The organism is Saccharopolyspora sp. NPDC045839 (genome assembly GCF_056431645.1).
The window spans coordinates 97359-111325 of the sequence record NZ_JBWKKH010000007.1; the positions used below are offsets into that span (position 1 = coordinate 97359).

10 protein-coding genes are annotated in these 13967 nt (G+C 71.4%); 5 read left to right on the forward strand and 5 right to left on the reverse strand.

Features of this window, described 5'->3' with window-relative positions; translation table 11 throughout:
- Window positions 1–12: 12 nt before the first annotated feature.
- A complete protein-coding gene (gene eccCb / locus AC07EQ_RS12490; protein WP_478388094.1) occupies window positions 13–3582 on the forward strand; it encodes a type VII secretion protein EccCb in 3570 nt (1189 codons plus the stop codon).
- A gap of 9 nt (window positions 3583–3591) precedes the next feature.
- Here the strand turns inward: eccCb and AC07EQ_RS12495 are convergent, their stop codons facing one another.
- The 4 genes from AC07EQ_RS12495 to mraZ form a co-directional block, all read right to left on the reverse strand.
- Entirely contained in the window at window positions 3592–5448 is a 1857-nt protein-coding gene (locus tag AC07EQ_RS12495; RefSeq protein WP_478388095.1) for a peptidoglycan D,D-transpeptidase FtsI family protein, read from the reverse strand.
- A complete protein-coding gene (gene ftsL / locus AC07EQ_RS12500; RefSeq protein ID WP_478388096.1) occupies window positions 5448–6227 on the reverse strand; it encodes a cell division protein FtsL in 780 nt (259 codons plus the stop codon). Before ftsL ends, AC07EQ_RS12495 begins: the two co-directional genes overlap by 1 nt.
- A gap of 22 nt (window positions 6228–6249) precedes the next feature.
- Window positions 6250–7236, reverse strand: a complete 987-nt coding sequence (gene rsmH / locus AC07EQ_RS12505; protein ID WP_478388097.1) for a 16S rRNA (cytosine(1402)-N(4))-methyltransferase RsmH — start codon at window positions 7234–7236, stop codon at window positions 6250–6252.
- A 254-nt stretch (window positions 7237–7490) separates the two neighbouring features.
- Complete coding sequence (gene mraZ / locus AC07EQ_RS12510) at window positions 7491–7922, reverse strand: division/cell wall cluster transcriptional repressor MraZ (RefSeq protein WP_132485633.1); 432 nt, start codon at window positions 7920–7922, stop codon at window positions 7491–7493.
- 480 nt (window positions 7923–8402) lie between these two features.
- On the opposite strand from mraZ, the gene AC07EQ_RS12515 reads away from it, so the two are divergent.
- Genes AC07EQ_RS12515 through AC07EQ_RS12530 form a run of 4 tightly spaced genes read left to right on the forward strand, consistent with a single transcriptional unit; the run spans window position 8403 to window position 13073 of the window.
- Window positions 8403–8555 carry a hypothetical protein gene (locus AC07EQ_RS12515; RefSeq protein WP_478388098.1) on the forward strand — a complete coding sequence of 51 codons (153 nt, stop codon included), beginning with the start codon at window positions 8403–8405 and terminating at the stop codon, window positions 8553–8555.
- A 14-nt stretch (window positions 8556–8569) separates the two neighbouring features.
- The gene (locus AC07EQ_RS12520) at window positions 8570–9571 is read left to right on the forward strand and encodes an AAA family ATPase (protein ID WP_478388253.1); all 1002 of its coding nucleotides are present in this window, start codon (window positions 8570–8572) and stop codon (window positions 9569–9571) included.
- Window positions 9572–9573: 2 nt separating this feature from the next.
- Window positions 9574–10827, forward strand: coding sequence for a DUF58 domain-containing protein (locus AC07EQ_RS12525; RefSeq protein ID WP_478388099.1), 1254 nt, complete (start codon window positions 9574–9576; stop codon window positions 10825–10827).
- On the forward strand, window positions 10824–13073 hold the full coding sequence (locus AC07EQ_RS12530; RefSeq protein ID WP_478388100.1) for a transglutaminase TgpA family protein: 2250 nt from the start codon (window positions 10824–10826) through the stop codon (window positions 13071–13073). Before AC07EQ_RS12525 ends, AC07EQ_RS12530 begins: the two co-directional genes overlap by 4 nt.
- A gap of 246 nt (window positions 13074–13319) precedes the next feature.
- Here the strand turns inward: AC07EQ_RS12530 and AC07EQ_RS12535 are convergent, their stop codons facing one another.
- Window positions 13320–13739 carry a DUF3040 domain-containing protein gene (locus AC07EQ_RS12535; protein ID WP_093261617.1) on the reverse strand — a complete coding sequence of 140 codons (420 nt, stop codon included), beginning with the start codon at window positions 13737–13739 and terminating at the stop codon, window positions 13320–13322.
- Window positions 13740–13967 lie beyond the last annotated feature (228 nt).

The following is a 13967-nucleotide window of genomic DNA, read 5'->3' on the forward strand; positions in this document are numbered from 1 at the left end:
GGGGGGACGTGCATGACCGAGGCGTGGATCCACAACGCCGACCCGGCGGAGCTGTGGAACCTGGGGCCACGCTGGGACATCGCCCGCGCCTGGGCACCACGCTCGGCGAAGGACCTCTACCGGCTGCGGATCGGCGTGGACGAGGCCGGTGATCCCGTGGAGCTCGACTTCAAGGAAACGGCCCTCGGTGGAATGGGTCCGCACGGCCTGATCGTCGGCGGTAGCGGCTCCGGCAGGGGGAGCCTCCTGCGCTCGATCGTGACCGGCCTTGTGACGACCCATTCCCCGACCGACGTGAACCTGGTGCTTGCCGAGTACATCGGCAGCCCAGGTTTCGGCGACCTCGAGAACGCGCCGCACATTTCGGCCTTCGCCCCCGACTTGGAGTCCGATCCGGATCTGCTCCGGCGCCTGCGGTACTCGCTGGAAGTCGAGTTGAGCCGTCGCATGGAATTGCTGCGATCCGTCGGGGCGAAGAACTTCTGGGAATACCGCCAGATGCGGGAGTCCGGTGATCAGCGTTGCCAGGAACCGCTGCCTGCCCTCTTCGTGGTCATCGATGAATTCCTCAGAGTGCTGGAGGAACAGCCGGACTTCGTCGAGCTCCTGGTGCGGATCGGGCGGTTGGGACGTTCTCTGGGCGTCCACATGTTGCTGGCCTCGCACCGGCTGGAAAAGGGAGATCTGCGAGCTCTCGAACCATTCCTGCCCTTCCGCGTCGCGCTGAGGACTTTCAACGCCGACGAGTCGCGCATGGTGATCGGAACCCCCGACGCCGGCGAAATACCGGTCGGCACCGGCCGCGGATATCTGCGCACCCCGGACAGCATCGAGCAGTTCAAGACCGCGACCGTGCCCCAGAGCGATTCCGAGAACGGGGCGCTCATGACCGCCCTGGCAGCGATGCGGGACAAAGCCCCCTCGGCGCGACAGATCCTGCCGCCCGCGCCACCGCCGAATCTGGCCGCCGGCCTGATGAACCTGGGGCCGGGATTCGACGGCTCCCGCGCCTGGTCGCCGCGCCCGATCGAGGACCTCTACCGGATCCCGATCGGCGTGGACGAAGCCGGTGATCCGTTCGAGCTCGACCTCAAGGAAGCCGAGCTCGGCGGGATCGGGCCCCATGGCCTGATCATCGGCGCGACCAGGTCCGGCAAGTCGGAGCTCCTGCGCACCATCGTCCTCGGCCTGATGGCCACGCATCCGCCGACCGACGTCAACTTCGTGCTCGCCGACTACCTGGGTGGCGCGACGTTCCCCGAATTCAAGAACACGCCGCACGTCGCCGCGACCATCCCGGCCTTGATCGCCGAGTCCGAGCTGCTCGCCAGGTTCCGGGACTCGCTGGCCGGCGAGTTGGTCAGGCGCGTAGAACTGCTCAGAACTGCAGGCGCGAACAGCATCTGGGACTACCGTCAGATGCGCGAATCCGGCGATCAGCGCTGCGCGGAGCCGTTGCCGATGCTGTTCGTGGTCCTCGAAGATTTCGACGGAATGCTGACGCACCAACCGGATCTCGTCGAGACGCTGGTGATGATCGGCCGACTAGGTCGCTCGTTGGGCGTCCGCATGTTGCTGACCTCGCAGCGGGCCGACGACACAAGGCTGCGCCCCTTGGACGGAATGCTGTCCTACCGCATCGCGCTGAGGACCTTCAGCGCCGCCGAGTCCCGCGCAGCGATCGGAGTGCCCGACGCCTACGACCTGCCGCCGGAGCCCGGCGTCGGGTACCTGCGCACTTCCGACGGCATCAGGCAATTCAAGACGGCTCATGTGTCCGGCGGCGAGCCCGGAACCAGCCTCCTCGAAACGACGCTGGCCGAAATGCGCGGCAAGGCTCCGGCCGCACGGCAGATCTGGCTGCCGCCGCTGGAGACACCGCCTACTTTGGACGCTCTGCTTCCCCCGTTGCAGCACAACGACGTCCGGGGCTACGCGGCGGTTCGCCGCCCGGCGGACCGGCCGCTGCAGGTGCCGATGGGACTGCTCGACGACCCGTACTTGCGCCGGCAGGACCCGATGGTGCTGGACCTGGACACCCACGGCGCGATCGTGGGCCGTGATGCTTCGGGCAAGTCCACCGCGATGTGCACGCTGATCGCATCGCTGGCGTTGACCCACACGCCGCGCGAGGTGCAGTTCTACTGCGTCGATCTCGGTGGCGGTTCGCTCGCGGCTTTCCGGGACCTTCCACACGTGGGTTCTGTCATCACCGGACTCGACGTCGACGCGGTGCATCGAACCACGTTCGAGCTGGAAGAGCTGCTTGCCCGGCGGCAGCAGCTCTGCCAGCAGCTCGGCATCCAGAGCATGGCGGAGCTCCGCGACCGCAGGCTGCGCGGCGAGCCGGACCCCGACCCGTACGGCGACGTGTTCCTGCTGATCGACGGCTGGGGAGCTCTCCACGAAGGATCCATCCAGCTGGCGACCGCGGTGCACCACCTGGCCGAAAGGGGCCTGCCGTACGGCATCCACGTGTTCGTCACGGCCAAACGGTGGTCCGAGATCCGCCTCATGACGCGGAATCTGCTGCAGACCCGAATCGAACTGCGCCTCGGCGACCCGGACCAGTCCCAGATCGACCCCAAGGATGCCGAACGTGTGCCGCAGGCCCGACCAGGCCGCGGCCTGCACCCGAGCAAGCAGCACTTCCTCACCGCGCTGCCCCGGGTGGACGGCCCGAAGCCGGCAGACCTGGTGGAAGCCGGCCGGCAAGCGGCCCACGAAAAGGGCCGGTGGCCGCGTCCGGTGCAGGAGGTCTACCGCGACAGCCACGCCGACGCCGTCGCGGACCTGGTCGACCGGGTGCGGTCCGGCTGGCGCGGATACCCGGCACCGCCGGTGCGGCTGCTGCCGACGGAGCTGCCGTACCGGTTCCCACCGGCGAACGACCCGAAGCTGATCCCGCTGGGCATCGGCGAGAAGGCCCTGCAACCGGTGCACCTGGACTTCCGCCAGGATCCGCACTTCTACGCGATCGGCGAGCCCGGATCCGGCCGGACCACGCTGCTGCGGACCATCATCCGCGGCATCACCGAGCGGTACACGCCGCAGGAAGCGCTGATCCTGCTGGTCGACTACCGGCGCACGCTGCTCGGGTTCCTCACCACCGAGCACCTGGCCGCGTACGTGATCACCCCCGACCAGCTCAGGAGCCACGTCGAGGATGTGATCCCGGCGCTGCGGAAGCGGATGCCGGGACCGCACGTGACGCAGGAACAGGTGCGGAACCGCTCCTGGTGGTCGGGCCCCGACCTGTTCATCGTCATCGACGACTACGAACTCGTGGCGTCCGGCGGCGCGAACCCGCTCGCGCCGCTGGCGGAGTTCCTGCCGATGGCCGCCGATCTCGGCTTGCACGTCGTGCTGACCCGCGACTCCGCCGGTGCGGGACGGGCGCTGTACGAACGCTTCATCGCCGTACTGCGCGAAACCCGGCCTCCGGCACTGCTGATGAGCGCGAAGCCCGACGACCGCAATCTGATCGGCATCGAGCCCTCGCGCTCGCTCCCACCGGGCAGGGGCACCCTCGTCAGCCGCCGGCAGGGTCGTCAGCTGATCCAGACGCCCCTCGTCCCCTGACGTCGGCCGTCAGGGGACCTGGAGGGTCTGGATCGGCGCCTGCTCCTTGGACGGCGGGATCTGGTAGCGCTGGGTGAGGAACGACGCGACTTCGTTGAACAGCGGCGCCGCCGACGAACCGTCCTGCGTCCCGTAGGCCGGCTGGTCCAGCATCAGCCCCACCACGAAGCGCGGGTTGTCCGCGGGCACCATCCCGGCGAAGGTGATCCAGTACTTCGACTGGCTGTAGCAGCGGCAGGCCGGGTCGACCTGCTGCGCCGTCCCGGTCTTGCCGGAGACCTGGAAGCCCGGCAGCGCCGCGCCCGGCCCGGTGCCGTCCTGCTCGCGCCCCGGCCCGTTCTGCACGACCGAGCGCAGCATGTCCCGAACCGTGTGCGCCGTCTCCGGGCTGACCACCCGCACGCCCTCCGGTCGCGGGCGCTCCACGCGCGTGCCGTCCGGCCCGGTCTCCGCCGCGATGATCCGCGGCGGCACCCGCACCCCGTCGTTCGCGATCGCCTGGTACATGCCCGCCATCTGCAGCACCGTCATCGAAAGGCCCTGGCCGATCGGCAGGTTCGCGAACGTCGACCCGGACCAGGACTGGCGCGGCGGCAGGCTGCCCGCGCTCTCCCCCGGCAGGCCGCTGCCGGTCACCTGGCCCAGCCCGAACTTCTTGGCCAGGTCGTAGAACCGGTCCTCGCCGAGCTGCTGCGCGACCATCAGGGTGCCGACGTTGGAGGACTTGCCCAGCACGCCGGTGAAGGTCAGCGGCAGCGTGCCGTGCGCCCAGGCATCGCCGACGGTCCGGTCGGCGACCTTGATGGAGCCCGGCACCTGCAGCACGGTGTCCGGCTTCACGATGCCGTTCTCGATCGCCCCGGCCGCGGTGATCACCTTGCCCACCGAGCCCGGCTCGTACGGCGTGGTCACCGCCGGGTTGCTGTCCGGGCTGTCGCCCCACGACGGGGCGCCCGGGTCGAAGGCCTTGTCGTTGGCCAGCGCGTAGATCTCGCCGGTCTTGGCGTCCAGCACCACCGCGCTGGCGCTCCTTGCCTGGGCCGCGCGGGTGTAGTCGGCGAGCTGGCGCTGCAGCATGAACTGCAGATCCGAGTCGATCGTCAGCTGCACGTCGGAGCCCGGGATCGCCGCCTTCAGCTCCCGCTCGGTGCCGGGGATGACCAGGTTCGAATCCCTCGCGGTGTCGGAGACCTTCTCTCCGGCGGTGCCGGCCAGCAGCGGGTCCATCGAGGCCTCCAGGCCCATCAGACCCTTGATCTTCCGGTCGTCCCGCCGCCAGTTCGCGACGCCGATGATGTTCGAGCCCACGGAGCGCGCCGGGTACTCGCGGGTCGCCCGGTACTCGGCCCCGATGTGCGGGTACTTCTCGGTGATCAGCCGCGCCTGGCTCGGATCGATCGGCGGGCCGAAGTAGGTGAACCCGGCGTCCTTGAACAGCGCGTCCAGCACTTCCTGCTCACCGATCACCCCCGGCAGCACCTGCGCGATGTAGCGGGCGATCTCCCGCTTGTACTGCTCCGAAGTGGGTTTCGCGGGGTTCTTCGCGTGCTCCTCGTCGAAGGTCTTGGTCAGCAGGTTCGGGTTGGCGTAGAGCTGCCGCGATTCACCGCTGAACGCGAGCACGTTCCCGCTGCGGTCCGTGAAGGATCCGCGCTCGGCCGGGATGATCTGCTTGGCCGCGCGCTGCGCCTGCGCCTTCTCGGACAGGGCCCTGGCCTCGAACCCCTGCACCTGGATCAGCTTGCCGCCGGTGAGCACCAAAGCGATCACCAGCAGCAACCGGCCGACGAGCAGCCGCCGGTTGCTGCCGGCCACGTTCGTGCGCGCGGTGCGCCGCCGGATACCGCTGGTCGACCCTCGGGCCATCAGCGGCCCGCCTGCGCGACCTGCTGGTCCGCAGGAGGCTGTTGCGACACCTGGCCTTCCGCCGCCGGAGGCTGCCCGGCCTGCGGCTGCTCCGCCGGGGGCTGCCCGGCCGGCGGCTGCGGCGGAGCGGGCGGCGGTGCGGCGGTGACCTTCTTCGGCTCACCGATGACGGTCACCGAGCCGTCCGGTTGCTGGACGAGCCGGGCCGGGGACGGCGCCTGCCGCAGGCCGGCTTCTTCGGCGCGACGCTGGATCTCCGGCGTCGAGCCCATCGAGCTGACCTCGCTCAGCAACTGCTCCTTGCGCTCGTTCAGCGCGTTGATCTGGTCCTCGCCCTGCTGCAGCCGGTAGCTGCCGCTGACCGCGGCGATGGACAGCCACAACGTCGCGGCCAGCCCGGTGGCCAGCACCGCCATCACCACGACCACCAGCGGCAACCGCGCGAGCGAAACCCGCTCGTGCAGCTGCTTCGCCTTCGCCTTGGGCTTCGCCGCGGGGCGCCGCTCCTCAACGCCCTGCCGCAGCTGGCGCGGCCGCCGGTCGGCGGGCTCCCGCACCGACCGGTCCCGCCGCTCCTCGCGACGCGCGTAGGCGCGCTCGGCCGCGGCGGACCGCGTCCGCGGCTTCTCGCTCGTCTTCTGCCCCGACTTCTGGGCGGGCTTCTGCCCGGACTTCTTCTGGCTGCTCTTCTGCGCAGTCTTCTGGGCGGCCTGCTGCGTTCGCTCGGCAGAACCCGCCCGCGAAGCGGCTTTCTTGCCGGCACGCGTAGGTGCAGTCATCTCGCCTCCCTCGCCTTGCCGCTCATGCGTTCCCCCGGCCGACCCGCTCCGCGGCCCGCAGCCGCACCGATGCGGCCCTGGGGTTGGCCTCGATCTCCTGCTCACCGGCGAGCTCGGCGCCCCTGGTGAGCAACCGGAATTCCGGTCCGTGGCCCGGCAGTTCCACCGGCAGGTCGACCGGGGTGCGCGACTTCGTCCGGTCGGCGAAGGCCCGCTTGACCATCCGGTCCTCCAGCGAGTGGTAGGACATCACCGCGATCCGACCGCCCACGGCCAGCGAGTCCAGCGCCGCCGGGAGCGCGCGGTCCAGCACGTCGAGCTCGGCGTTGACCTCGATGCGCAGCGCCTGGAAGGTGCGCTTGGCGGGATGCCCGCCGGTGCGCCGGCTCGCGGCCGGCACGGTGTCGTAGAGCAACTGGACCAGCCGCGCGCTGTTGGTGAACGGCTCCTTCTGGCGTTCCCGGACGATCGCCCCGGCGATCTTGCCCGCGAACTTCTCCTCGCCGTAGGTCCGCAGCACCCGCGCCAGCTCGTCCGCGCTGTAGGTGTTGAGCACGTCCGCGGCGGTGCGCGGCGCTCCCGGGTCCATCCGCATGTCCAGCGGGGCGTCGTGCGCGTAGGCGAAGCCGCGGGCGGTTTCGTCCAGCTGCAGCGAGGAAACCCCGAGGTCGAACAGCGCACCGTCCACTTCGGGCAGTCCGAGGTCGGCGAGCACGTCGGCCCACTCGTCGTACACCGCGTGCACCAGGTGGATCCGGGAGGAGTAGGGCGCGAGCCGCTCACCGGCCAGCCGCAGCGCGTCCGTGTCGCGGTCCAGCCCGACCAGCGTCAGCCCGGGGTGCGCGGCGAGCATCGCCTCGGAGTGCCCGCCCATGCCGAGCGTGGCGTCGACGACCACCGCCCCCTCGCGGGACAGCGCGGGCGCGAGCAGCTCCAGCGTCCGGTCGAGCAGCACGGGAACGTGCTTGTCGCGGGCGGATCCGCCCTGATCATGCCGCTGTTCGGCCACGGCGGTCCCTCCCTTCCCGCGTGCCCCGTTCCGGTTCGACACCGCGGTCGAATACCGCCGATCGCCACGCGCGAGCGGCGCGTGGCGATCTTCGGTAAGCCCCCTGGTTTTCCGGATCCCGTCAGGTCCCCGCCCGCCCGTCGCGTCCTGGTGCCGGGGAAGATGCACCAGGCATGCGATAGCCGAGCGGACCGAGGCCTCACGAAACCCGGGTCCCTTGCCGTCAACTCCCGCCCCGCCGGTCGGCGGAACGCTCAGAACACGCCGGGCAACACCTCCTCCTGCGCCTTCGCATAGCCCTCCTCGTGCTCGTCGAGGTAGCTCTGCCACCTCTCCGAGTGCCAGATCTCCAGGCGGTTGATCGCGCCGATGACCACGCACTCCTTGGCCAGCCCGGCGTAGCGCCGCAGCTCCGCCGCGATCTTGATCCGGCCCTGCCCGTCCGGCTGCTGCTCGTCGGTGCCGGCGAACAGGTACCGCTGGTAGGCGCGGACCGCCTCGTTGGTGAACGGCGCCTCGGCGACCTTGCGCGCCATCTGCTCGAACTCATCGCGCGGGAAGACGTAGAGGCAGTGGTCCTGTCCCTTGGTGACCATCAACCCCCCCGCCAATGCTTCCCGGTACTTGGCCGGCAGCGTCAAGCGCCCCTTGTCGTCGAGCTTCGGGTGGTGGGTGCCGAGGAACATCCCGGTCCACCTCCCCGCCCAGGCCGCCCGCAGGACGACCCCGGACCGTCCCGATGCCGCCCACTCCCCGAACGGCCTCCGAGCCGGTGCTCCCGCTGGTCGCCAAATCCGATGGCCATCGGAAGCAGTGCCCACCTGAAGCAGTGCCCCACCTCAAGAGGCAGGACCCCCGTTTGCCCCACCTTCCCCCACACTACCCCACTTCACTCCACCGTCAACACGAGTTGCCTCGGTTCCCCCGGCAGGATTGGCCCCGTTTGCCCTGGTAGCACAGCGTGGCGGCACAGTGGGGGGTTTCGCCCGCCCGACCTTGATCAACCCGTCGGAGCGCGCGGTTATGCTCGGGAACCGCCCGACCGGGCACCGGTCGCCGACCGGTGGCGCGAGCGCGGTGGGGCGAAGTGGGGCGTGCGGTCCGCCGCCCGCGGCGAGGTTCGGTGCGGGTGTCCCGCCGGGCACCGCCGGTTTGGCACACTGCACGTGCCCGCCGGTCTCGATCAGGTGATCGTTTCCGCTTTGCCGGGCGTGCCGGCGCGGACCGCGACAACCGCCCGCCGGCCGCAGACTTTGGAGGTTCGCATGCGCGACCGTTCCGGCGTGCTGCCGCGCCGCAACACGCAGGAGGTGGCGTGACGCCTGAAGCCCAGCTGTCCGGCGCCGCGCCGACCGGCACCGAGCCCGCACCGAGCATCGACCGGCTGCACGGCACCATCCAGCGCATCGCCGCCAACGTCGAGCAGGTCCTGGTGGGCAAGCCCGAGGTGGTGCGGGTGGCGCTGGTCACCATGCTCGCCGAGGGCCACCTGCTCGTCGAGGACGTGCCCGGGGTCGGCAAGACCTCACTGGCCAAGGCCCTGGCCCGGTCCATCGACTGCTCGGTGAGCCGGATCCAGTTCACCCCGGACCTGCTGCCCAGCGACATCACCGGCGTGTCCATCTACAACCGGCAGACCGAGTCCTTCGAGTTTCGGCCCGGCCCGGTGTTCGCCAACATCGTCGTCGGCGACGAGATCAACCGGGCCTCGCCGAAGACCCAGTCGGCGCTGCTGGAGTGCATGGAGGAGAACCAGGTCACCGTCGACGGCGAGACCTACCGGCTCAGCGCGCCGTTCATGGTGATCGCCACCCAGAACCCGATCGAGATGGAAGGCACCTACGCCCTCCCCGAGGCGCAGCGCGACCGCTTCACGACCCGGGTGTCGATCGGCTACCCGGACGCCAAGGCGGAGCTGGCGATGGTGGACGAGCACGCCGGGCACGACCCGCTGCGCGACCTGCGCCCCGTCGCCGACGGCGGCGAGGTGCAGGCCTTGTTGCGGGCCGTGCGCCGGGTGCACCTGTCCACCGAGATCCGCCGCTACGCGATCGACCTGGTGACGGCGACGCGCCAGCTCCCCGAGCTGCGGCTGGGCGCCTCGCCCCGCTCGACCCTGCAGCTGGTCCGCGCCGCCCGCGCGCAGGCCGCGCTGTCCGGTCGCGAGTTCGTCGTCCCCGACGACGTGCAGGCGATCGCCGTCCCGGTGCTGGCCCACCGGCTGGTGCTGACCAGCGAGGCCCGCGCGTCGCGCCGCTCGGCGACGGACCTGGTGCGGCAGCTGCTCAACCGGATCCCGGTGCCGCGCGGCGACAGCGACGGCGAACGCAGGTAGTCGTGCTCTCGGGGCTGACCATCCGCGGGCGCTGCCTGCTGGCGGCGGGCGTGGCCGCCGGCATCTGCGCGCTCGTGCTGGACGAGCGGGACCTCCTGCGGGTGTCTGCGTTCGTGATCGCGCTGCCGCTGCTGGCGCTGGTGCTCGCCAGCCGCACCCGGTTCGGCATCGCGGCCCGGCGGCAGGTGGTGCAGCCGCGCGTCCCGGTCGGCACCGAGGCAAGCGTCCAGCTGCACGTCACCGGCAGCGGCCGGCTCCCGGTCGACGGGCTGGTGCTGGAGGACAACACCCCGCACGCGCTCGGCGGGCGGCCGCGGTTCCGGCTGGACGCGGCGCCCCGGCACGGCGGCACGATCCTGGAGTACGCGGTGACGCCCACGCTGCGCGGCATCCACCACATCGGGCCGCTGCGCACCCGGATCAACGATCCCTTCGGGCTCTCCGAGTTCGAACGGGAGCTCGCCGGCCGCAACCGGCTGGTGGCGGTGCCGAGGGTGTTCCGGCTCACCGGACTGCCCGCCGGTTCTGGGCTGGGCACCGGCGACGACGGCACGACCCGCCTGCGCTCCGGGCACGGCGATGACGACACGATGGTGCGGCAGTACCGGCACGGCGACGACATCCGGCGGGTGCACTGGAAGTCCACCGCGCGCCGCGACGAGCTGATGGTGCGGGTCGAGGAACGGCCCTGGCACGGCGGCGTCACGGTGCTGCTGGACCGGCGCTCGGCAGCCCACCGGGGCAGCGGCGCGCGCAGCAGCGTCGAGTGGGCGATCTCCGCGGCGGCCAGCATCTGCCTGCACCTGCACCAGAACGGCCAGCAGGTCCGGCTGGTCACCGAGGACGGGCAGGTGCTGACCGGCGGCACCGGGCCGTCCGATGGCGGGCACGACGACGACGCGGTGCTGGACGCGCTGGCCGCGGTGCGCAGTTCGCCGCAGCGCGACCTGGTGGCCACCCGCGATCCGGGCAGCGGGCAGGAGCTCATCGCGGTGCTCGGCGAGACGACCACCGCGGCGGTCGCCGAGCTGACCAAGCTCCGTCCACAAGAGACTCGAAGCCTCGCGCTGCTGCTCGACGTCGGTGCCTGGAACGGGGAGAACGGCGGCGGTTTCGACCCGCAGCAGACCGCCCGGCGGCTGCGCGCGGCCGGCTGGACGGTGGTCGTCGTGGACGGCCCGGGGGTCGCGATCTCCGACGTCTGGCAGCGGCTCTGCCGGGAGACGACCGCACCGGAATCGGAGGTCGCGCCATGACCGCGAACCGGATGACGGCGGCCATCGACATGTCGTTGGTGGCGACCGCGGCCGCGGCGCTGGCCGTGCTGTGCGCGTCGACGGCGTTCGCCGGGGTGCTGGCCGACAGCCGGTGGGTCTTCCCCACGATGGTCACCGTGCTGGCCGTCGCGGTCATCGGGGCGCTGTGCCGCCGGGTCCGGTGGTCGCTGCCGCTGACCGTGCTCGCGCAGCTGTCCGGCCTGTTGGTGGTCCTGACCGCGCAGTTCGCCGAGAGCGCGGTGCTCGGCGTGCTGCCCGGCCCGGCAGCCCTCGGGGAGCTCGGCGGCCTGCTGACCGAGTCCGGCGACCTGGTGCGCACCGGGGTGCCGCCGGTGCCCGCCGAACCGGCGCTGCAGTTGATGGTCTGCCTCGGCCTGGGGCTGGTCGCGCTGGCGGTCGACGTCATCGTGGTGACCTACCGCAGCCCGGCGGTGGCCGGGCTGGTGCTGCTGTGCGTGTTCGCCGTCCCGGCGTCGCTGGCCGACGACATGCTGCCGTGGTGGGCCTCCACCGCCGGGGCACTGGGCTACGCCGTGCTGCTGGCCTCGGGCGGCCAGCACCGCAGGTGGCGGCGGCAGGAGGATCGCAACCAGGTCGCGCACACCGTGTTCGGCCGCTCCACCGCCACGATCGCCGGAACCGCCGGGGTGATCGCGGTGCTCACGGGCGTGGTGTTCACCGGCGTCGGCACCGAGGGCCGGCTGCCGGGATCCGTGCCGGAGCAGTTCAGCGGCACCGACGGCATCGGGCTGCAGCCGTTCACCTCGCTGCGCGGCCAGCTCAACCGGGACCGCGTCGTCGAGCTGTTCCGGGTCCGCAGCCTGCGGCAGGACACCTACCTGCGGGCGATGACGCTGCGGAAGTTCGACCCGGAGCGCGGCTGGGAGCTGGAGGGCCTCACCCAGGGCGTCGACGCCAACGCCAAGCTCGCGCTGCCCGACGGCACCGACATCATGCTCGGCGACCACGAACGGGTCGAGATTCAGCCGATCGGCTACCGCGACCCGTGGCTGCCGGTGTTCGGCGTCCCGCTGTTCGTCTCGGGGATGGGCACGAACTGGCGCTACGACCCGTCCGCCGGGATCGTGTTCACCCAGACCAACCAGGAAAGCCGCCCCTACGTCGAGCAGCTGCTCGTCCAGCGGCCGACGCCGGACCAGCTGCGCCAGGCCCACGGCCCGGCGCCGATCGCGCCCGCCTATCTGGACACCGCGGGAATCCCGCCGCAGGTGGCCGACCTGGCCAGGCGGCTCACCGCGAACGCGCCCACCGACTTCGACAAGGCGGTCGCGCTCAACCGCTACTTCACCGACCCGGCCAACGGCTTCCGCTACGACCTGCAGACCGCCCCGTCGACCGGCGGCGACGCCCTGTCCGACTTCCTGTTCCGCGGCAAGCGCGGGTTCTGCGAGCAGTACGCCTCGTCGATGGCGGTGCTGCTGCGCTCGGTCGGCATCCCGTCCCGGGTGGCGATCGGCTTCACCCCCGGCTATCGCGACGGCGACGAGCGGGTGATCACCACCGAGGACGCGCACGCCTGGGTCGAGGCGTACTTCCCCGGCTGGGGCTGGCAGACCTTCGACCCGACGCCGCTGAGCGACGGCCGGGCCGCGCTGCCGGAGTTCCTCGACGGCGAGTTGAACCAGGCTCAGCAACCGGCGCCGCAGCCCGGCCAGCCCCAGCCGAGCACGCCGCCCACCGCCGGCTCGGTGCCCGGGTCGGAGCACCCGGACGGCGCGGACGTCGGCACCCCCCGGGCACCGCACGAGGCGGAGAGCCCGAACCCGTGGCCGGTCGTGATCGGCGTCCTGGTGCTGGGGTCGGTGCTGCTAGCCGCGCCGGCCGCGGTGCGGGAGGTCCGCCGGAGGCGACGGCTGCGCGCGGTCGCCGAAGGCGCGGAGGGCGCCGCGGGGATCGCGTGGCGGGAGGTGCTGGACGAGTTCCAGGACCGGGGCACGCGGCCGGCGGCCGCCGACACGGCACGCCGGGTCGCGACGGGGCTGATCGAGCGCCACGGCCTGGACGAGTCCGGCGCCAAGGCGATGCGAGCGCTGGTGGTGGCGGTGGAGCGGGAGTGGTACGCACCACCGGGGCAGGAACCGGAGGCGACGCTCCCGGAGACGCTGCGCGGCGTCCTGGACAGCCTCCGCCGCACGGCACCGCTGGACTGGCGCTCGCGCCTGTTCCCCCGCTCGGTGCTGGAGCTCCGCCAGGCCAGCCGCTGACCCGGAGCAACACGCGGCCGGAAACCCCTGAGTTGCCACGGCGGGACGTGGTGATGCCACCCGTGCATCCGCCTCTGCAGTGCCGAAGCCTTGTGGCGAGGGTTGGCGATTTCGCGCGAAATCGCCGCAAAGGTTTCCCTGCAGCGGCCCCGGAGGATCGGCCGTGAAAGCGCGTGCATAGCGGAGATCGCCGCCGGTTCTGCTCGGTGGAGCAGAATCGGCGGCGATCTCCGGGTCGATCAGCCGCTATTGATCGAAGCGTTTGCGGAAACGCTCCTCCATCCGCTGCGTGAAGGAGCTGCGTCCGGGCTTGCTGCGGTCTGCGCCCCGCTTCGGCCGACCACCACCGCCGTTCTCCAGTCCCGATTCGATGTCGTCCCCGCCACCGCGCAACGCGGACAGGACGATCACTGCTCCGCCGAACATCACGAGGAAGCCGACCACGCTCAACACGGGGATGTCGGCCGGCCTGAGGGCCGGGATCACCGCACCGATTACCAGCAGGGCCAACCCCAGGACGAAGACGGCGATGCCCTGCAGCCGCCGGCGTCTGGATGGGCGATGCAGCCGTCCTCCGCGCACGGTGGAGGCGAACTTGGGGTCCTCGGCGTAGAGCGCGCGCTCGATTTGTTCGAGCTGTCGCTGCTCGTGCTCGGAGAGTGGCATGACTCCTCCTCCGGCACAGGTCTCTCAGTGGCGCCGGAGACCCGGTGGGCTTTTGCCCACACAGGCTGGGGACCGGCGAACGCTTGGGGGCGTCACCCCTGAGGATACGGTTCCCGGCACGCGAGTACTACCCGGTCCCGGCACCGGAACTGTGCGAGGTTGCCGACATCATCCCCTCGGGGCAGTGATCGATCCGCACCGGGCCGCCACGCCCAGCGGAAACGGCGT